This window comes from Paenibacillus sp. FSL R7-269, from assembly GCF_000517865.1.
Lineage (GTDB): Bacteria > Bacillota > Bacilli > Paenibacillales > Paenibacillaceae > Paenibacillus_AQ.
Window position 1 is genome coordinate 142,612 of sequence record NZ_ASPS01000012.1, and the last position, 18,659, is coordinate 161,270.

18 protein-coding genes are annotated in these 18,659 nt (G+C 52.5%); 13 read left to right on the forward strand and 5 right to left on the reverse strand.

The features are described 5' to 3' along the window. Window positions 1-162: 162 nt before the first annotated feature. The 5 genes from C162_RS05280 to C162_RS05300 form a co-directional block, all read right to left on the reverse strand. Window positions 163-837: a hypothetical protein gene (locus C162_RS05280; protein ID WP_036692043.1), complete on the reverse strand. Its 675-nt coding sequence runs from the start codon at window positions 835-837 to the stop codon at window positions 163-165. A 110-nt stretch (window positions 838-947) separates the two neighbouring features. After that, window positions 948-2,321, reverse strand: a complete 1,374-nt coding sequence (locus C162_RS05285) for a helix-turn-helix transcriptional regulator (protein ID WP_051493249.1) — start codon at window positions 2,319-2,321, stop codon at window positions 948-950. A gap of 250 nt (window positions 2,322-2,571) precedes the next feature. After that, window positions 2,572-3,396: a class I SAM-dependent methyltransferase gene (locus tag C162_RS05290; protein WP_036692046.1), complete on the reverse strand. Its 825-nt coding sequence runs from the start codon at window positions 3,394-3,396 to the stop codon at window positions 2,572-2,574. A gap of 41 nt (window positions 3,397-3,437) precedes the next feature. Continuing rightward, window positions 3,438-4,289, reverse strand: coding sequence for a 1,4-dihydroxy-6-naphthoate synthase (locus C162_RS05295; protein ID WP_036692048.1), 852 nt, complete (start codon window positions 4,287-4,289; stop codon window positions 3,438-3,440). Continuing rightward, window positions 4,289-4,996, reverse strand: a complete 708-nt coding sequence (locus C162_RS05300) for a futalosine hydrolase (RefSeq protein WP_051493250.1) — start codon at window positions 4,994-4,996, stop codon at window positions 4,289-4,291. The genes C162_RS05295 and C162_RS05300 overlap by 1 nt, the downstream gene beginning before the upstream one ends. Window positions 4,997-5,287: 291 nt before the next feature. Here C162_RS05300 and C162_RS05305 point away from each other — a divergent pair, with 291 nt between their 5' ends. The 13 genes from C162_RS05305 to mprF all read left to right on the forward strand — a co-directional run bounded on the left by C162_RS05305 (window position 5,288) and on the right by mprF (window position 18,498). Then, window positions 5,288-5,977: a response regulator transcription factor gene (locus C162_RS05305; RefSeq protein ID WP_036692051.1), complete on the forward strand. Its 690-nt coding sequence runs from the start codon at window positions 5,288-5,290 to the stop codon at window positions 5,975-5,977. Between the two features lie 220 nt (window positions 5,978-6,197). Next, complete coding sequence (locus C162_RS05310) at window positions 6,198-7,136, forward strand: ABC transporter ATP-binding protein (protein ID WP_036692054.1); 939 nt, start codon at window positions 6,198-6,200, stop codon at window positions 7,134-7,136. Continuing rightward, entirely contained in the window at window positions 7,120-7,827 is a 708-nt protein-coding gene (locus C162_RS05315) for an ABC transporter permease (RefSeq protein WP_036692056.1), read from the forward strand. Before C162_RS05310 ends, C162_RS05315 begins: the two co-directional genes overlap by 17 nt. Before the next feature lie 13 nt (window positions 7,828-7,840). After that, window positions 7,841-8,587, forward strand: a complete 747-nt coding sequence (locus C162_RS05320; RefSeq protein WP_036692059.1) for an ABC transporter permease — start codon at window positions 7,841-7,843, stop codon at window positions 8,585-8,587. A gap of 26 nt (window positions 8,588-8,613) precedes the next feature. Continuing rightward, window positions 8,614-9,498 carry a sensor histidine kinase gene (locus C162_RS05325; protein ID WP_036692062.1) on the forward strand — a complete coding sequence of 295 codons (885 nt, stop codon included), beginning with the start codon at window positions 8,614-8,616 and terminating at the stop codon, window positions 9,496-9,498. Window positions 9,499-9,644: 146 nt separating this feature from the next. Beyond that, window positions 9,645-10,118 (forward strand): MarR family winged helix-turn-helix transcriptional regulator, encoded by a 474-nt coding sequence (locus C162_RS05330; protein WP_036692065.1) that lies wholly within the window; start codon window positions 9,645-9,647, stop codon window positions 10,116-10,118. Window positions 10,119-10,264: 146 nt separating this feature from the next. Next, on the forward strand, window positions 10,265-10,666 hold the full coding sequence (locus tag C162_RS05335; protein ID WP_036692067.1) for a DoxX family protein: 402 nt from the start codon (window positions 10,265-10,267) through the stop codon (window positions 10,664-10,666). Between the two features lie 47 nt (window positions 10,667-10,713). Then, entirely contained in the window at window positions 10,714-11,664 is a 951-nt protein-coding gene (locus C162_RS05340) for a ring-cleaving dioxygenase (RefSeq protein WP_156949551.1), read from the forward strand. Further along, window positions 11,661-12,278, forward strand: coding sequence for an alpha/beta hydrolase (locus tag C162_RS05345; RefSeq protein WP_036692068.1), 618 nt, complete (start codon window positions 11,661-11,663; stop codon window positions 12,276-12,278). The genes C162_RS05340 and C162_RS05345 overlap by 4 nt, the downstream gene beginning before the upstream one ends. 593 nt (window positions 12,279-12,871) lie before the next feature. Continuing rightward, on the forward strand, window positions 12,872-14,101 hold the full coding sequence (locus C162_RS05350; RefSeq protein ID WP_156949552.1) for a multidrug effflux MFS transporter: 1,230 nt from the start codon (window positions 12,872-12,874) through the stop codon (window positions 14,099-14,101). Further along, entirely contained in the window at window positions 14,098-14,964 is an 867-nt protein-coding gene (locus tag C162_RS05355; protein ID WP_036692070.1) for a DMT family transporter, read from the forward strand. The genes C162_RS05350 and C162_RS05355 overlap by 4 nt, the downstream gene beginning before the upstream one ends. A gap of 89 nt (window positions 14,965-15,053) precedes the next feature. Continuing rightward, entirely contained in the window at window positions 15,054-15,437 is a 384-nt protein-coding gene (locus C162_RS05360; protein ID WP_036692072.1) for a FlxA-like family protein, read from the forward strand. Window positions 15,438-15,843: 406 nt separating this feature from the next. Then, window positions 15,844-18,498, forward strand: a complete 2,655-nt coding sequence (mprF, locus tag C162_RS05365; protein WP_036692074.1) for a bifunctional lysylphosphatidylglycerol flippase/synthetase MprF — start codon at window positions 15,844-15,846, stop codon at window positions 18,496-18,498. The last annotated feature ends 161 nt before the right edge of the window (window positions 18,499-18,659 follow it).

An 18,659-nucleotide genomic window follows, 5' to 3' on the forward strand; every position in this document is an offset into this window, starting at 1 on the left:
CGTGGTTGTGGCGGAGAGAGTTGGAAAAACAGCACCTAAGTTTCCTCAGTTCGCCTCATGGCGGCAAAACCAAGAGTAGCAGATGCTGTTTTTCCACTTGTTGTCGGGTATTGCTCAGGAATCGGGAAATTAAGATACGATTTTCCAATTATTTGCCGCAGATCAATTGAAATATTCCAGTACTCCGTGGTTCAGCTCATACCGGGCGATGCGTTCCTGCTGGTCGGTGGCAACCGGGAGAAGCCAGCCTTTGTCAGAGAGACTGCGCAACGTCCGGACGGCGGTCCTGTAATCGATGGAGAAATGCTGCTTCACATCCTGCGGACGGATGGGCCGGGCCAGATGAAGAGTTAGCCGGATTACCTCTTGCTCCAGTAGCCGTATACGTGATACCGGAGCTTCGGCAGGCTGATATTTGCCCAGGACCATCCGCAGCAACGTCATGCAGAGCTCGGGACGCTGTTCAACATCATCGTATGCGAAGGAAATCACATGATAGCCCATAGCATAGAGGAAGGTCTCCCGGTTCAGTTCGCCGCAGTATTTGTTGCGGTCCATATCGCGGACATGCGTTGCAAATCCCTTGATCTCTATCAGGAGCTTCACATATCCGGGCAGCCAAGCAAAGTCAGCGAAATAAGATCGTCCCCGCCAATCCAGCACCTCGTACTCCGAATGAAGTTCGGTAAATTGCCGCCGCAAAGGCCACCATATATTCTTCAGGAACAGCACCTCGGCATGCCGATGCCCCCTTTCCAAGCGTGCTTTTCGTTCCCCCTCAGGTCTGCTATTCAAGTGTCCGCTGATAAACTGTTCATGCGCTTCTTCAAAAGTCATGCTCCACATCCTCTCCGGAAAATAGAAAACGCCCCGGCTTCCCCACAAAGGGCAACCGGGACGTTCTTCGTCTCGCTGATTTTAAGTATAGGGAAAATGTTGGGAGAAAGCTAGAATGCTGTTGCTTTTGAATTTCGTGCTGTTCTAATTAAAAGTTTGTATTTCTCCATTTCTTCTTCTCCTGCTGTATACCTGTATTGTTCAAATAGATCCACACAAGTAATGGCTATACTCTCGTTGTTGATTTTAGCGGAGGATTCCAGGTTTCGCAGTACATTCGTAAACTTCTCATAATACTTATTGTGGAGGTAATAGGCTGCTAATTCAGCAAGAAAGCGAGTATGCTTGTCTGCCATAACTTGCTGGTTATATTCACCAAATTCAGAATTATACGTTCGGTAAGGGATGTAACTAGAGAAGCGCTCAAGAATATGGTCTACATTCCAATTATACCGATTTGCAGATTTAACAATGTTATACATTGCCGTGAATATCTCGTCTGGCTGGGTAGATATAAATTCCACATAATCATTCAATACCTCTAATTGCCCATCGAGTAAACGATACAAATAGATATTCGCTCTACCCCACTCTTTGAATTGGGCTAATATCCGCTTTGCTTCGTCATTAGTTTCTTGTATCCAACTCAGATCTGTATAGAGGCTTACACGCTCTATCGCAGACTTATAGTCTCCATACTCCATACAGACACTTGATAGAAAGAGATGGGAGCGGAGAATATATAAATACAGCGGACTTGAAGGCAATCTTTCATTGTCCGGTTTACGTTTTGACCGGAGCTGGAGATTGTAACGGAGCGTAGCCAATTGGAGCATTTTCTCAGCAAGCTCGTTCACCTTGGACCACTTCTGCAGAGAGTAGTAGACATCCAGCAGGTCTTTCAATCCGTCCAGCTGATCCGCCTCATTCAGCCGGTCGATGAAGCACTCGAACAGGATGGCTACCCGCAGATTACTGCTCTGGTCATCACCAAGACCAATCCGGAACAAGCGGTATTGACATACGGCCAGCCGTTCGGAATTCTGATATTTCTCACTGGTGCTCACATTCTCGTACAATAATGCTGCTGCGTGCCACAATCCCTGCTCGAACAGCCCTTCTGCAACCTCAAATAGCATAGGGGCATAGACCAGATTCTCCAGCAGGTTCAGAACGACCTGTTCAACACAGTCGAGACGGCCGAGTGCCGCTGAACGCATAAGAAACGGCCGCAAGCGCCGCCAGGTGGGAGCCGAATGGTGAAAGCACTCGTCCACATATAAGCTATAGAAGTAGTCCTCCTGCAGGCCCATGCCCCGGGTAATGCGTTCCAGATGATTCATGGCAATCGGCTGACGGTCTTTAATGACACGGCTGAGTGTACCGGAATTAATTCCTGAAGAGATGGCAAACTGATTAATGGACAGGCCCTGATTAGACAAATATGCGGTTACCTGATCGCGAATCGTGGTTGTGGACTTCATACGAACACCACCTGACCTAATCCCAGTAATTAGATTTTTAATTTATTGGTGTAATAATATGTGATAAAATTCCAATGGTCAATAGACCGGATTAGTAGATACAGTGAACAAATGAAAGAGCAAGCTGAGGCCATGTCCCGGGTTAAGTCTGCTGTAACGTTGAAATGCCCCGGTTCCCTTATTAGGATGACTGGGGCGTGCTTGATTCAGCTTGTACTATTAGAATGGAGCTTGGGTGCTAACGGGGATGTTACTTCACTCCGGTCCGCATACGGTAGCTAATCGGTACCTGCAAGGTCCGGCCCTGGAAGAATGCCTCTACCTCAGCCGAGAATTCGGCAATATCCTGCTCAAGTGAGGCTGGACTGAGCTTCAGGAGGGACTGAATACCACCCTGGCTGAGGGCCAGCCCGACATAGCGCTGAGCATCGCATGATTCTGTATTGTGAAAAACAATTTCGCGCGCGTACGTAAACCTTCCGCAGGCTTTGATCCGGCCCAGATGACCTTCCTTGTCCCATTTATTGGCCTGATCGGCACCAGTTTGAAGCTCCGCAAGCAGGGCGTCCGAAGCCGCGATCAGCCGGTTGTAACGGGCTTCAATAGCGGGCTGCAGTACCAAGGGCCAGTCACAGTCATAAGCTGCGAAGACTCCTCCGGGCCGCAGACAACGGGCGATCTCCTCAAGGGTGCTGTCCGGGTCCATCCAGTGGAACGACTGCGAGCAGGTGATGATGTCCACACTCTCCGTATCGAAAGGAAGCTGGTTAGAGTAGCCCTGCACAAAAGACAGGTTCTCTGCTCCTTGATCCAGGAGATGCAGCTTATCCTGAGCTTTGCTGAGCATATCCGGGTTAGGCTCCACTCCGGTTACTGCATCGGCAGCATCCTTCCACAGAAAGGTGGACAAGCCGGTACCGCAGCCAATATCTGCAACATGGGCAGGACGGCGGCCCAGATAACTGGTGAGCAGTTCAATAACCATTGGCGGGGCTTCCGGCCGGTAACGGTCGTAGTCATTCTGGTACCCTAGAAAACGGTCGATATTAGCCTTGCTGTTGCCTGAAGGAATCATGGGAATAGCCTCCTCACGGGATGGATTATCTCCTTACTTCATTAACGCAGAAGCGAAGGATCGACAGCAGGTACAAGCCCTTCGGCAACGGCCCGGGTCAATAATGCAGAGATGGCTGCGTAGCCGTCTTCGCCCAGATTCATTGTGAATTCGTTGACATAGAGATCAATATGCGACTTGGCCACTTCCGGAGATAGCTCCTGGGCATGGCTTAGCACGTATTCCTGGCAGTCGAGAGGATGGTCCCAGGCATACTGTAGTGAGCTGCGAATCCAGCCGGTAATGGCGTCATGGTCCAGATCGCGGCGGGCAATAATCGCACCTAGCGGAATGGGCAGGCCGGTCTCGCTCTCCCACCAGCTGCCGAGGTCAGTCAGCAGATTGAGATTGTAGGACGGGTAAGTGAAGCGGGCTTCGTGGATGACGAGTCCTGCATCGATCTCTCCCTTTTGCACGGCAGGCATGATCTCATCAAAAGGCATAACGATGATCTCGGCCGGACCGTCCTGTACCTGCTGCGCTACCCATAGCCGGAACAGCAGGTATGCCGTAGAGCGTTCGCTCGGTACAGCAATTCTGCGGCCGGATAGCTCGCGCGGATGCTTGATGGCGCCTGCGCCTTTGCGCGTCAGTACGAGCGGTCCGCAGCCCCGTCCCAGTGCACCACCGCAAGGGAGTAGCTTGTATTTGTCCAGCACCCAGGGGAGTGCGGCGTAGGAGATTTTGAGTACCTCAGGCCCGATGCCGTCTGCGGCAAGCCCGTTCGTAATATCGATATCGGCAAAAGTCACATCGAGCCGGGGAGCGTCAGGCACAAGTTCATGCGCCCAGGCATGAAAGACAAAGGTATCGTTCGGACAAGGGGAATAAGCAATATGAAGCTCTTGAGTCATTACAGCACCTCCCGTAAAATAGCCGCCGCCGCTGCCAGAGCGTCCAGCGCTTCATTGATCTTCCACGCGGCCCGGTCGCGCGGGCCGACCGGGTTCGAGATCGCGCGCAGCTCCAGCGCCGCGATCCCCAAAGCCTGGGCGGCCACGGCGACCCCGTGGCCTTCCATCGCCTCCGCCGCCGCCTCCGGGTGGCGCGCGGCAAGAGCCGCGGCCGTCCCGGCGGTGCCGGTCGCGGTCGATACGGTAAGCACGGTCCCCGTGCTTACCGTGAGGCCGGCCGCTGCCAGCGCGGCCGCAAGGGCCTGCACCGCAGCGCCCGGTGCAGGCACGGACACGCTGCCGAAGCCCAGCTCGGCAGCGCTGCGGAAGCCCTCCGGCGTCTCTGCGCCGAGGGCCGCGTCAAGCATCTCGCTGGCGACGACCAGCGAGCCTACGGGTGCCCGGCCCGGGAAGCCGCCGCCGATCCCGGCGCTGACGACGCAGCCGTACGAGCCGGCTGCCAGGGCGGCGGCGGTGCCCGCCGCTGCTGCCGCGGTGCCGGCGCCCGCCGCGATGACGTCGAAGCGGCGGCTGCCGTGCAGGCCGCGCAGGACCGCCTCGCGCTCAGCCGCGACTGCCGTCACGATCAGCACGCGCGGCCCGGGGGCTTCTTCCACCGCAGTAATGCGCGCGGCGGCCCCGGAATGATGATGATCCTTCGATTGCATAATCAGCCTCCTTCTATAAATATTATTTATATTCCTCAGTTCATACTCACCTTTTGAAAGTGTACGCCGTTTTGGAGGGCAGGTCAAATGAGCAAGACGGTTATGGGAAGCTAAGGATGAGGGCTGAATTTAGAGGATCGCAAGGTATCTAATTCTAATCTTAATTATCGTTTTTTCGGGAATGAGTGTTAAAATAAAGGATAAAAGGAAAAAAATATACCCGGAAGAGTCTGGGAGTCCGGCAAAATAGCCGAATGATGATGATTAGGGAAGCGATAAGGATGTGGTTAATTGGAGCATATACTTATTGTTGAGGATGAGAAAGAGATAAATAGTCTGCTTCGCCAGTTTTTGACGGAACACGGTTATTTGACTACTTCAGCTTACAATGGGTTAGAGGCTTTGCAGTTCATTCAAAGGGACTGTTATGATCTAGTCCTCCTAGACCTGATGCTGCCCTACAAGAGCGGCGATCAGTTGCTAAATGAATTGCGGGAATATTCTGCAGTTCCGGTGATCATAATCTCAGCCAAGGATACTATCCAAACCAAGATTGAGCTCCTGCGGATTGGGGCGGATGATTACATCACCAAACCTTTTGATCTGGATGAGACCCTTGCACGAATAGAAAGTAATCTAAGGCGTAATCGAATGAACCAGGATTCTGCAGGCACCAGAAGTTTAACTTATCAGGATATTCAACTCAATGAGATGAATCATATTGTAGAAGTTGCGGGTCATGAGCTTGCGCTTACGGCCAAAGAATACGGTATTCTTGAACTGCTTATGAGGCATCCAGAGAAAATATATTCTAAATCCAATTTATTTCAGAGTATCTGGAATGAAGAGTACATGAGTGAAGACAACACGCTGAATGTTCATATTAGCAATATACGCAATAAGCTGAAGGCAGTAAGTCCGGATAAACATTACATAGAAACGGTTTGGGGAATAGGCTACCGCTTGTATAAACTTGACTAGCCCCGGATCGGATAAGGGATATAGGCTCATTTTGAAGATACCGTTTGCTCATGGCGCAAGCGGCTCTTCCTGTTGTGTGCAAAGCCCCGCAGGAACATAAACTTTATGAATTCTTTAAAAGTGGCTCAGGCAGAATTAAGAATTTCTTTAAGGTTACCGCTTAATGTAGTCAGTAAGGTTATGTAATTCAGCGTAACTGTAGATGAGGAGCGTGGCAGACATGAGTGACATCATCCTTATGACCAAGAATCTCACCAAGAAATATAATCATACTTTGGCCTTGGATAATATTAATCTAACCATTGAAAGGGGAAAGATCTACGGCTTCATCGGGCAGAATGGGGCCGGAAAAACAACGTTGATCCGTCTTATTGTAGGGTTGTCCTTTCCTACGGGCGGTGAACTGCACTTGTTCGGCAAGACAGGGAAGCAAGCCTTGCAGGAACAGCGCAAAAGGATCGGCTGTATGGTTGAGACGCCTGCTTTGTATCCTAACATGACTGCTGTGCAGAACCTGGAGGTCCAGCGGCTTCAGCGGGGGATACCCGATCCGCAGGTCATTAGGGAAACGCTTGAGCTGGTGGGTCTGGGAGATCATCTTACTGGAAGGAAGGCAGTACGTAACTTTTCGCTCGGAATGCGTCAGCGGCTAGGCATTGCGATTGCTTTGCTGCATGACCCTGAGTTGCTTATTCTAGATGAACCCATTAACGGGCTAGACCCGATGGGCATCGCTGAAATGCGGATCTTGCTGAAACGCCTGAATGAGGAACGCGGGACAACGATATTGATATCCAGCCATATACTAAACGAACTGTATCAGACAGTGTCGCAGTATATCCTCATTAATAAAGGCGTTCTGATTGAGGAATTAACTCAGAGTCAGCTAAATGAGAAATGCAAACGCCACATTGCCCTTCAGACTAATCATGTAGAGAATGCCCTGCATGCTCTGGAAAGCCGGATGAATATCAAAGATTATCAGGTTATGCCTGATGGCACCATTAAGCTATATGATCACTTAGATGACATGGAGGGGATTTCGGCCACTTTAATGAAAGAAGGGGTGCTGATCACAGGAATGACAATCGCCGGGGATACGCTGGAAGGGTACTTCCTGGAGCGTATTGGAGGAGAAAAGCATGTATTGTCTAATTAAGGCGGAGCTTTATAAGCTGGTGCATGACAAGAGTTTTTTCATCCTGTCTGCCCTGTCGGTAATGCTTGGCAGCTTCCTTATGCTGGATCAGGGGCAGCTTACGGGATATGACAGTGTCTCGGCATCCTTATATAACGCACCTATATTAATGCTGCTCACTTGTGTATTCGGAGCACTCTACCTTGGCAAGGACTTCGCTGACCATACTCTGTACCACATGATTTGCGCAGGACATTCACGTAATCATGTTTTCCTTAGCAAGGCCATCCTGTTTATCGTGGGGTCCAACATCATTTTGCTATTGCAGCCCATTCTTTCTATTGCGTATAACACCGGAAGTCACGGATGGGGTGGTCATTCTTTCGGGTCTGATTCTAGCAAAGTAATTGCCTTATTCTTTACCACAGCAGTATTGAATTCAGCGATGTGCGGAATTTCGCTGCTGATGGCCTTCATCTGTAGAGACATCGGTAAAACCTTATCGATTCCAGCATTGATTTATTTTCTGAACATCTTCCTGCTTAATGGTCCGAACGCTAAGACGATTGCACACTTTATTCCATTGGGGCAGCTGAGATTATTAATTGAGGATCCTTCATCCATAGGTGCGGCGTTGCTGGTCGGAATCATTTTTTTGATGTGTTTCTGCTTGGCGGCAGTTAGAATCTTCAATCGTTCAGAATTATATTAAAGGGGAGGATGCCATGAATAATCTATTGCAAATGGAATGGTACCGCATGAAATACAACCGTTTTTTTACCGGCAGTGCACTGCTTAGTATCCTTTACGGGCTTCTTGCCAGCAAGAGCTATATTGCTGATCTGACAACACATAAAGATGCTATAGGCATATTTTATGCAATGGTTTACGATTCAACGGTCTGGCTGGTGTTATTCTCGGCAATCGTGGCTTTGCTGATGGGCCAGGACTTTTCGAACCGCACGATTCATCTGGAGGTAGTAGCGGGTCATTCGCGAGTGGCAATATTCTTCAGTAAATGTTTTATCTACTTGGCTGTATTCAACCTTTTGATGCTGCTGGGGCCGGTAGTGGGGAGCATAAGAATGTCCTTTCAATTGGGCTGGGGGAGCTCATGGAATCATGATGTTTTGTATATCCTCAGAGTAATTCTGTTGTCGGTGCTACTGAATAGTGCAGTGTTCTCAGTCTGTATCTTTCTTGCCTTTTTATTCAAGGACTCTGCCAAAACAGTATCTGTATCAATAGTTGTTCTTTTTATCAGTGCAATGATTATTGCCTATGCCGGGCCGCTTGGCTGGTATGAAGTTGTGCCGTGGCTGAGGTTCCTGCCTATGAATCAGGTCAGAGCCTCCTTAGCCTACTCGCTCTCTACGGTTCAGGTGTCTGAGATCATACTTTCAGGAGGATTATTTCTGCTGTTGTTCATCGCACTTTCATTTCAGCGGTTCAATACTTCTGAACTTAAATAAAAATGGGAAAAGAGGCGCTACAATCAATGATATATATTGCTGTTCTGCTCTCGGTAATACTTGGGGCACTTATGTTCCGCCTCTTTTCACTGAAAAGGCAAATTCGCAATATTACAAAACAGATGGTTGAACTGTCTTCGGGAACAGTTGAAAAGAAACTGAATATATCTTTTATCGATAAGGATTTGAATTCACTTACTGCGGAGATCAATAAGAATCTGACGAAGCAGCGTGAGCTCCGCATTCAGATGATACGCAGCGGCAATCACTTGAAAGAATCCGTAGCTAATATCTCCCATGATCTGCGCACACCCTTAACATCAATGATCGGCTACCTTCAGCTGCTGAGCAAAGGGGTGGTGAATCCAGAGCAACGTGAGCAAATAGGAATAGTCTTCCGCAAAGCTGCTCATCTGCAGACTTTAATCAAATTATTCTATGAACTGGCTGTGCTGGATTCTGAAGAGATTCAGCCGAAACTCAAGAATATAAATTACTCGAATCTGATTATGGATAGCGTGGTGGAGAATGCTGCTATGTTCGAGGGACGGAACCTGCATCCTGAAATTAGTCTCCCGGAGGATACTGTATTTGTCTGGGCAGATGAGGATATGCTGCGGCGTATTTTGCAGAACCTGCTGGATAACGCAGCTAAGTATGCCACTGGTGATCTCAAGATCACCCTGATGAAGGGTAGCGCAACAGAATTAATAATAACCAATAGGATCTCAAGCCCGAATGAAGTGAATCTGGAAAGACTGTTCGACCGCTTCTATACATCGGATATATCCCGAAGTGCAGGGAGCACCGGACTGGGATTGGCAATTGTCAAAATTCTGATTGATAAACTAGGCGGAACGATCAATGCTGAATTACTGGAAGATCACCTGCAGATCACAATTGTGTTGTGAAGCGCGATAAAGAAGCTCAATTTGTTTCTCCAGAAGCAAATTAGTGAGTAGAACCACTTGACAGACTGCTCCCCATAACGTATATTTATCTTAACTTAAAGATAATTAACTTAAAGACAAACACAGCCGGACAGGAGATGCAGGATATGAGCAGCAAAAACAAGACAGCAGGAACAGAAGCAGATACTACTCAGGAACAGGAGCAGGCAGCGTCGCTGAAGTTGTTCGTCGTTCTGTCGAAGGCGTATAAGAGCCTGATGGATCAGGCGGTGAAGGATATGAAGAGTCACGGGCTGGCATCGGCGGAGTTCATGGTGCTGGAGGTGCTGTATCATAGAAATCGGATTCCACTTCAGCAGATTGGTGAGAAGATTCTGGTCACCAGCGGCAGCATTACCTACAATATCGACAAGCTGGAGAAGCGGGGACTGCTGAAGCGCGTTCCTTGCGAGGATGACCGCCGGGTTACGTATGCCGAGATTACAGAGGCGGGGCGTGAGCTGTTCGACAATATTTTTCCGCAGCATATTCATTCTATTCATAACCTGATGGGCGGACTGGACAGCGAAGAGAAGGCTCAGGCGACACTGCTGCTGAAGAAGCTGGGCAAGGGCGTATAGAAGTGAGTGCGTCGCAGCCCAGCGGCGGTAAGGTTGTCTGCTTATTAGTACGCTGAACTAATGAGAGAATAATAGCTCAATAAATTTTTTTAGCCAATATCTTAATGTTAAGATAATTAAAACCAAGAGAATGGAGAGTGTTTAAAGTGGTTAGTGTAGGTTTATTGTTGATGAGATTGGTAATTGGTGTAGCGTTCATCGGGCATGGTGCACAGAAGCTGTTCGGCTGGTTCGGCGGATATGGGCCTAAGGGAACAGGCGGCTGGATGGAGTCGATTGGCATTAAGCCCGGCGTGCGTATGGCGGTGCTGGCAGGTCTGATGGAGCTGGCCGGAGGCTTGCTGTTCACTCTGGGTCTGCTGACTCCGGTGGCTGCGGTACTGATTGCGGCAACGATGCTCGGTGCTATTGTGAAGGTGCATGCTCCTAACGGATTCTGGTCCACGGCGAACGGGATTGAGTTTCCATTGACGGTACTGGTAGTCGCTGTAGGTATAGCGCTGACAGGCGCGGGTTCGATTTCGCTGGACGCAATATTCTTCAACTAAAATAAAAATAAGCGCATCATCATCATAACTATCAGGAGGGTTCACTCATGACTATGCATACTGCAGGGATTCACCATGTTACCGCTTTTGTAGGAGACGCACAGCGTAATGCTGATTTCTATGCCGGAATTCTGGGCCTGCGGCTCGTCAAAAAAACCATCAATTTCGACGCCCCCGAGGTCTACCACCTCTACTTCGGCAATGAGCAGGGTGCACCGGGTACAATCATCACCTTCTTCCCATGGGCTCATGGACGTAAAGGCAGAATCGGCGGCGGCCAGGTCGGTGTGACCACTTATGCTGTACCTGCCGGCTCTTTCGGATTCTGGGAGCAGCGGCTGGCCGCTTACCAGATCCCTGTGACTAAGGTTACCCGGATTGGGGAGTCGTATCTCTCCTTCGCGGATTATGACGGACTGCGAATTGAGCTGGTGGAGCGTGAAGAGGGTGCGCTGAGCACCTGGTCGTTCGGCGGCGTTCCGGTAGAGCATGCGGTAAAAGGCTTCGGAGGTGCTGTCCTCTACAGCACAGCCCCGGAACGCACAGCTGATACACTCTCCCGCACACTGGGGATGGAACGTATTGCTGAAGGGGACGGTTATTTCCGGTATAGAGCGACTGGAGACATCGGCAATATTATTGATCTGAAGGCCACACCGGTTCCGCAGGGCGGCGGCGGTACAGGTACGGTTCACCATATTGCGTGGCGGGCGGCAGACGACAGTGAGCAGCTGGAGTGGGGCCGCCGGGTTCAGAGTCACGGCTACCAGCCGACTCCGGTGCAGGACCGCCAGTACTTCAATGCCATCTACTTCCGGGAAGAAGGCGGAATTCTGTTCGAGATTGCAACCGATCCTCCAGGCTTCGCCCGTGATGAAGCACCTGAGGCGCTGGGGCAGAAGCTGATGCTTCCGGGGTGGTTTGAGCCGCAGCGTGCGGCAATTGAAGACAATTTAAGCCCGTTTGAAATCCGTGAACTGGAGGTGAAGCCGGTATGATTCATGTATTTGAGCAAGGTACAGACGTAACACAGCCAACGCTGGTTTTATTCCATGGTACAGGCGGCAATGAACGTGATTTGCTGCCGCTGGCCGAGCTGCTGGCACCTGGAGCATCTGTGCTCGGTATTCGCGGTAACGTGCTGGAGAATGGCATGCCCCGCTTTTTCCGGCGGCTGGCGGAGGGGATTTTCGATGAGGAGGATTTGATCTTCCGCACCCATGAGGTGAAGCAGTTCCTGGAGGAAGCGGCTGCCAAATATGGCTTCGATGCCGGTAATCTGGTCGCTGTCGGCTATTCCAACGGTGCGAACATCGCGGGCAGCCTGATCTTCCATTACGGAGCCCTCTTCCGGGCCGCAGTGCTGCTGCACCCGATGGTTCCGCTGCGCGGCCTGGCGATTCCTTCGCTGCAGGGTGTTCCGGTCTTTATCGGGGCAGGGACCAATGATCCGATTATCCGCTCCGAGGAGACCCGGGAGCTGGAAGCTCTGTTAAGCGGCGCCGGGGCAGAGGTTACCTCGCACTGGGGCAATCAGGGGCACCGCCTGAGCGCCGCCGAGGCGGAGGCAGCAAGAGATTGGCTGGCCGCTCTGAAGGGTTCAATGAATTAACAACAGCACCACCCGGAATAACCGCCTGCGGGCCTGCCGATCACATAGAGGATTGGCGGCTACGGCAGGCGGTTTTTTGTTGTTGTGGAGAGTGGGCGGGGGCAAGCGGGCACGTAGCTCAAATTCGGCACAAATTGGGGTTGTGACTGTTGCATTTCGCGCAGGATATGCGCACAGTACACTTCAACCGAGCAGCAATGTTGCACTTTTTGCAGCAATTTTCTAAATTTGTTACTGGCTATGGCACATTGTTGCATCTTTTGCAGGAATTCCGGCGCTTCGGGGCTAGTTAGGGCTGCGAATGTTGCATTTCATGCAGGATTTCCACGCAGAGGGCCTCTCATGAGCGACATTGTTGCATATTCTGCAGGATTTGCGAGCAGGTCTCCCCCATCAGACCGCTTCTATCTCCCGGCACTATTGCACTTTGATCCCTCTGCACCAGTTCCCCCTGCTCTTCCCCGCCAAACCATAAATTCATTGAACAATCCGGCGGTAATCGGGTAGTATGGAGAAATATATTAACGGGCCTGAACATAAATAGCACTGCCGTCTTACTAAAGGTTACGGGCAAGAAAGGATGTATTCTGTTTATGATGAAGCAAAACTCGGTGACAAGCCTGGCCGAAAGCGGGCCGTCCAGAAGCCAGCGGCTGCAGCTTGCCGTGATTCTGGGAGCCATCGCTACCATTGGCCCGCTGTCGATTGATATGTATCTGCCTGCGCTGCCTGCTCTTGGCCTCTATTTCGATACCAGTCCCGCCATGATACAGCTTACTCTGACCTTCTTCCTGCTGGGGCTGGCTTCGGGCCAGCTTGTAGCCGGACCGCTCAGTGATGTGCACGGGCGCCGGATTCCTCTGTTGTTCGGGATGATTATCTATGCGGTGTCTTCGCTCCTCTGCGCGTTCAGCCCGTCCATCGGACTGCTGATTGTGCTGCGCTTCATTCAAGGCCTGGCCGGATCGGTAGGGGTGGTGATCTCCCGCGCGGCGGTCCGCGATATGTACAGCGGCTCGGAATTAACCAAGTTCTTCTCGCTGCTGATGATTGTCAACGGACTGGGCCCGATTGCAGCGCCGGTCATCGGGGGACAGCTGCTGAGAGTGACGGACTGGAAGGGCGTATTTATCGTCTTGTTCGTATGCGGGCTGCTCTTCGCGGCGGTCATCCTGCTGCGGCTGCCGGAGACTCTGCCTAAGGAACGGCGTATACGCAGCGGACTGGCAGGAACCCTGCGTACCTTCCGCACTCTGCTAGGCAATGCCGGCTTCATGGGCTATGCGCTCTCCCAGGGCTTTGTTATGGCAGGCATGTTCGCGTATATCTCGGGATCATCCTTTGTGCTGCAGACGATTTACGGGGTATCCCCGCAAATGTACAGCCTGATCTTCGCCGTGAACGGCTTCGGTATTATTCTGACCGGGCAGATTGCCGGGCGGATGTCGGCCAGAGTGGGTGAGCGTAAGCTGCTGATCTGCGGCCTTCTCCTTAGTACCTCCGGCGGTGTAATGCTGCTGATTACCCTCCTCGCCGGAGGCGGGCTGCTGCCAATCCTAATCTGTCTGTTCGCTGTGGTTGCAAGTGTAGGTCTGGTGGGTACGACCAGCTTCTCGCTGGCGATGCAGGATCAGGGGGAGACAGCAGGCAGCGCCTCTGCGCTTCTGGGTCTGCTTCCCTTGCTGCTGGGGAGCTGCGCGGCTCCGCTGGTCGGACTCGGCGGCAGCGGATCGGCTCTTCCAATGGCGCTGGTCATCGCGGGAGCGGGTCTCCTGTCGGTTCTGTCCTATCTGCTGCTGTGCCGAAGAGAGGTCAAGCCGTGAGCCGCAAGGACTTTGCTACCCTGCTGCTGCTTGCTTTTGCCTGGGGGGCTTCCTTCCTGTTCATGCGGATTGCCTCGCCGGAGCTTGGTCCGGTCTTCACGACAGAGCTGCGCGTTACGATTGCCGGAGCTGCTCTGCTGCTCTATGCGCTGTTGACCCGGCGCAGGCTGGGCCTCCTGAAGCACTGGAAGTCTTTCCTGCTGCTCGGTGCGATTAATGCGGCGCTTCCGTTCACGCTGATCTGTATGGCTGAGCTGCATCTGAGCGCCTCACTGGCAGCGATTCTGAATGCTACAACCCCGATGTTCGCGGCACTGGCGGCGTGGGGCACCCGGAAGGAGAAGCCGGGGGCGGCCAAATCAGTAGGGCTGATTATAGGCCTGGTGGGTGTGGGTGTGCTGGTCGGCTGGAGCCCGCTCCCGCTGACCAGTACGGTTCTTTTATCCGTAGGTTACTCTATTGGGGCCGCGCTTTGCTATGCGTTCGGAGGATTGTACGCATCACGCGTAGGCTCCGGTCTCTCTCCGCTGGCGCTTGCTGCGGGACAACAGCTGGGCGCAAGTGTGGTGCTGCTGCCGCTGGCGGTGCTTTTTGCCCCGGATCATCTCCCTTCTTCCGCCGCTGTATATTCTGTCCTCGGCCTGTCGCTGATCTGCACCTCGGTGGCGTATCTGCTGTACTTCCGGCTGATTGCCAGTGTCGGACCGGTCAAGACCGTCAGCGTTACTTTCCTCGTACCTGTATTTGGCCTGTTGTGGGGCGTAATCTTCCTGCAGGAGCAGGTGTATGTTAACACCATCGCCGGGCTGGTCATCATCCTGCTGAGCGTTATGCTGGTGAACCGGAGGGCGCGCCAGGAGTAGAGAGCGGATATTCAGCCAACTTTCAGCGCATTTTAACGTTCATTGTAGAGAAAAGGGATATATTGAAGAGGTGAAAGGAGGGACCGCCCATGAATGTCTCATCCGTAGCCGCTTCAGCATCCGTATCTTATACCTCCTCCAGCGCCAGCGATACCGCTGCACTTGAGAAGCAGAAGGCGAAGCTGGAGGCTGAGCTTGAGAAAGTAAACGCAAGTAAGGACAACGAGCAAGCCAAAGAAACACAAACCAAGCAGCTAGAACAGCAGATCAAGCAGATCGAAGCACAAATTGCCCAGAAGTCACAGGCTGCGGGCAGCTCTGCTTCTGCCCACAGCGCTGCTGCGTCTCCGGACAAGCCTTCCGGTAACAATAATAAGCTGACAGCAGCATCCGTTCAGGCGATTGCTAACGCGACCACTGACAGTTCAGGTAGATTCGACATTATAGCCTTAACGAGAACAGTATGCCTCTGAAGAGAGCCGCCATTGCCGTGGTGACAGGCTCTCCGTTAGGGGATGACAACCCTTGGCACGATGATAAAAGCACCCGGACTAATCGCAGTCCGGGTGCTTTTAAAATATAGAATTTATATGTTGCACACGATAAATTATCCCTCTATTTCCCGCTGAAACGGTACCGTCCTTTAAAAGGACGGTACCGTTTCCACTTGTGCCAATATAGATGTATACACTTCACATTATCAGAGGAACAAATATAGCTCCAGTGCAGGGAATTATCCTCCGCCTGCCGTCTTACTCTTGTAAGCGTGTGACCATTATACGGGAGTTCTGCTGCGGATCTTGTTATAATGGGTTCGTATGAAGAGGGCTGAATATGTTCAGGTAACAAGAGCGTTCGGCAGTGAGGACAGGTGAAGTCATGCATACTGTAATCAAAAATAAATTGGAACGCTTCAAAATCGTACGGCTGCTGATATCCATTTACCGGATTAAGGCGGTGCGGGCGCTTTTTCCGCTGCTGATTATCGGGCTGGTCTATCTGGAGGGGCAGCATGAGCTGAAGCAGATTCACATGGGTAAAATCATCCGTGATCTGAAATCCGTTCCCGTGCCCTCTATTATGCAGATGCTGGGAATATCGCTGCTGTCAGTGGCAGTTATGAGTACTTATGATTACTTGATCCGGCGGCATTTCCGCCTGCAGATCGGCTGGCTGCGGACCTTCCGTTATGCCTGGATTGCCAATACGTTCAATAATATGATCGGATTCGCCGGTCTGGCTGGCGCGGGCCTTAGAACGCTGCTCTATAAGCGGAGCAGTGTGCCTGCGTCCTTGCTCGCGCCGGCCATTGTGTTCCTGTCACCGCTGATGATTACAGGGCTGTCGCTGCTCGGGTGGGGGACGATTACCGGGCTTCTGCCGGCGGACCGGTTGCTGGAGGCGCATCGCTGGCTGGGTTTTGCAGTCTGGGGGATAGCACTGTATCTGCCGTTCTTTGTACTCCTCCAGCGCTCTGCGCTCTTCGCCAAATGGGTCAACCGGGGTGAGGGGAGAACCGCCTGGCTTACTGTGGTTGCTTCTGTAGGTGCCTCCTTCCTGGAGTGGGTGTTCGCCGGGCTGACCTTCTGGTTCATTGCCGGTGAGATGCTCGGAAGCGCTCCGTTTCTCACCATCTTCAGTATCTATGTTGTGGCTGCGATAGCGGGAATTCTAAGTATGGCTCCCGGCGGCATCGGCGCGTTCGATCTGATTGCACTGCTCGGGCTTACCCAGCTTGGCATCAAGAGCGATCATGCCATGGCAGTCCTGGTCATCTACAGATTATTCTATTACATTATCCCCTGGCTGCTCGGGCTGGTGCTGGCTGCGCTGGAGTTCGGGCTGCCGGGTACGAAGGGCACTGAACGCAGCGGCGACAGAGTCGAAGCACCCCTGACGGTATGGCAAAAAATATGGGGCTGGCCCGGCCAATATACCTTCCTCAGTGATCTGGGCGTATGGGCACTCGGTAAGCTGGTCTTAGCCAGTGGCCTGCTTCTGCTGTTGTCCGCAGCTACGCCTGAGCTGCTCTACAGGCTAAAGGTGACAGAGGAGCTGCTGTCGCTGCCCGTGATGCAGATCTCGCACCATCTGTCCGTGCTAATCGGCTTTATGCTGATTCTGCTGTCGCGCGGGATCTCCCTGCGTGTCCGTAGAGCCTATGTCTGGACAAGCCTGCTGCTGCTTAGCGGGGCGGTCTTTGCATTCACGAAGGGGTTCGATTACGAGGAGGCCCTGTTCCTGCTGGTGGTGGGGATGATTCTCTGGATCTCACGAAGCCGGTTCTACCGGATCAGCGTTCCTTTTAGCGCTAAAAGCACTTTATGGTGGCTGCTCCTGACTTCGGCTGTAGCCCTTAGCTATTACGGGCTGGCGAGTTATACCCATCACGGCTTCCTGAAGCATCTTCCGCCCGGCATCCAGCCGGAATGGCTGCGGCAGCACAGTAATGTGGCCGTTACGGCGGCCGGCGGACTGATCTTCTCCTGGCTGCTGCTGACGATGCTGGTAGCCCTCAGGCCGCAGCACAAGGCAGATACGCTTCTCGCGGATAAGGATATGGCGCGGCTGGAGCGCTTCCTCTCAGAAGGCTGGGGCAATGCCTTAAGCCACATGCTGTTCCTTGGCGACAAAAGCTTCTATTGGGCCCAGGAAGGCCGGGTGCTATTCGCCTTCGCCAGAGTCCGGGACAAGCTGGTGGTGCTGGGTGACCCGCTGGGGCCGATGAATCTGCTTAACAACGGAATCAGTGAGTTCAGGCAGGCTGCCGACTTATATGGCCTATCTGTAGTCTTCTATCAGGCGACCCCGGCGCATCTTCCGCTCTATCATGAGCAGGGCTACCGGTTCTTCAAGCTGGGGGAAGAGGCGCTGGTTCCGCTTGCGGACTTCAGCATTAGCGGTTCGCGGAACGCCAGCCTGCGTAATGTGAAGGGGCGGTTCGAGCGCGAGGGCTACCGTTTCGAGATTACAGAGGCACAGCACTCGAAGGAGCTGCTGCAGGAGCTTCGCCTGTTGTCAGAGGAATGGCTGGCCGGGCGAATGGAAAAAGGCTACTCACTGGGCTGGTTCAGCGAGCCATACCTCCAGCTCGCACCGCTGGCGCTGCTGCGCGGACCAGAGGGCCATCTGCTGGCTTTTGCCTCCATGGCTCCTGGCTATGACGGGCAGAAGACGGTCTCGGTGGATCTGATGCGCCATCACAAGGATACCCCGAACGGCACTATGGACTACCTGTTCCTGTGCCTGCTGGAATGGGCGAAAGCCCGCGGATACAGAAGCTTTAACCTCGGGTCTGCCCCGCTGTCCAATGTCGGGGGCCGCTTTGGAGCGCTGCGGGAGGAGAAGCTTGCCCGGCTTGTTTTTGAACGCGGCGGCCACTGGTACGGCTTCTCCGGTCTGCGCCGGTATAAGGAGAAGTTCAACCCGGTATGGGAGCCGCGCTATCTGGCCTATCCCGCTGCTGTGACTCTCCCTCTGTTGACCCTGGATCTGGTGAGGCTGGTCTCCAGACATCCGGAGGAGGAGGAGTGAGTTGAATAGCCTGTTGGTGATTGGCGAATAAGCCTTGTAATAGACGGAAGACCGGATACGGCGACAAGGAGTTGCGGAAAATATTTGATTTTCTGCAACTTTTTATATATCCAGGCGTCATAAACAGGGATTCGAAAATCGCGTAACAGGAGGATTATTCT

Bases quoted from the DNA above. Each gene is read 5' to 3' on its own strand.
- C162_RS05280 (WP_036692043.1), bottom strand. From the start codon at position 837: ATGACTTTTGAAGAAGCGCATGAACAGTTTATCAGCGGACACTTGAAT.
- mprF (WP_036692074.1), top strand. From the start codon at position 15,844: ATGCATACTGTAATCAAAAATAAATTGGAACGCTTCAAAATCGTACGG.
- C162_RS05295 (WP_036692048.1), bottom strand. From the start codon at position 4,289: ATGACTCAAGAGCTTCATATTGCTTATTCCCCTTGTCCGAACGATACC.
- C162_RS05320 (WP_036692059.1), top strand. From the start codon at position 7,841: ATGAATAATCTATTGCAAATGGAATGGTACCGCATGAAATACAACCGT.
- C162_RS05345 (WP_036692068.1), top strand. From the start codon at position 11,661: ATGATTCATGTATTTGAGCAAGGTACAGACGTAACACAGCCAACGCTG.
- C162_RS05285 (WP_051493249.1), bottom strand. From the start codon at position 2,321: ATGAAGTCCACAACCACGATTCGCGATCAGGTAACCGCATATTTGTCT.
- C162_RS05350 (WP_156949552.1), top strand. From the start codon at position 12,872: ATGATGAAGCAAAACTCGGTGACAAGCCTGGCCGAAAGCGGGCCGTCC.
- C162_RS05300 (WP_051493250.1), bottom strand. From the start codon at position 4,996: ATGCAATCGAAGGATCATCATCATTCCGGGGCCGCCGCGCGCATTACT.
- C162_RS05290 (WP_036692046.1), bottom strand. From the start codon at position 3,396: ATGATTCCTTCAGGCAACAGCAAGGCTAATATCGACCGTTTTCTAGGG.
- C162_RS05330 (WP_036692065.1), top strand. From the start codon at position 9,645: ATGAGCAGCAAAAACAAGACAGCAGGAACAGAAGCAGATACTACTCAG.
- C162_RS05360 (WP_036692072.1), top strand. From the start codon at position 15,054: ATGAATGTCTCATCCGTAGCCGCTTCAGCATCCGTATCTTATACCTCC.
- C162_RS05310 (WP_036692054.1), top strand. From the start codon at position 6,198: ATGAGTGACATCATCCTTATGACCAAGAATCTCACCAAGAAATATAAT.
- C162_RS05340 (WP_156949551.1), top strand. From the start codon at position 10,714: ATGACTATGCATACTGCAGGGATTCACCATGTTACCGCTTTTGTAGGA.
- C162_RS05325 (WP_036692062.1), top strand. From the start codon at position 8,614: ATGATATATATTGCTGTTCTGCTCTCGGTAATACTTGGGGCACTTATG.
- C162_RS05315 (WP_036692056.1), top strand. From the start codon at position 7,120: ATGTATTGTCTAATTAAGGCGGAGCTTTATAAGCTGGTGCATGACAAG.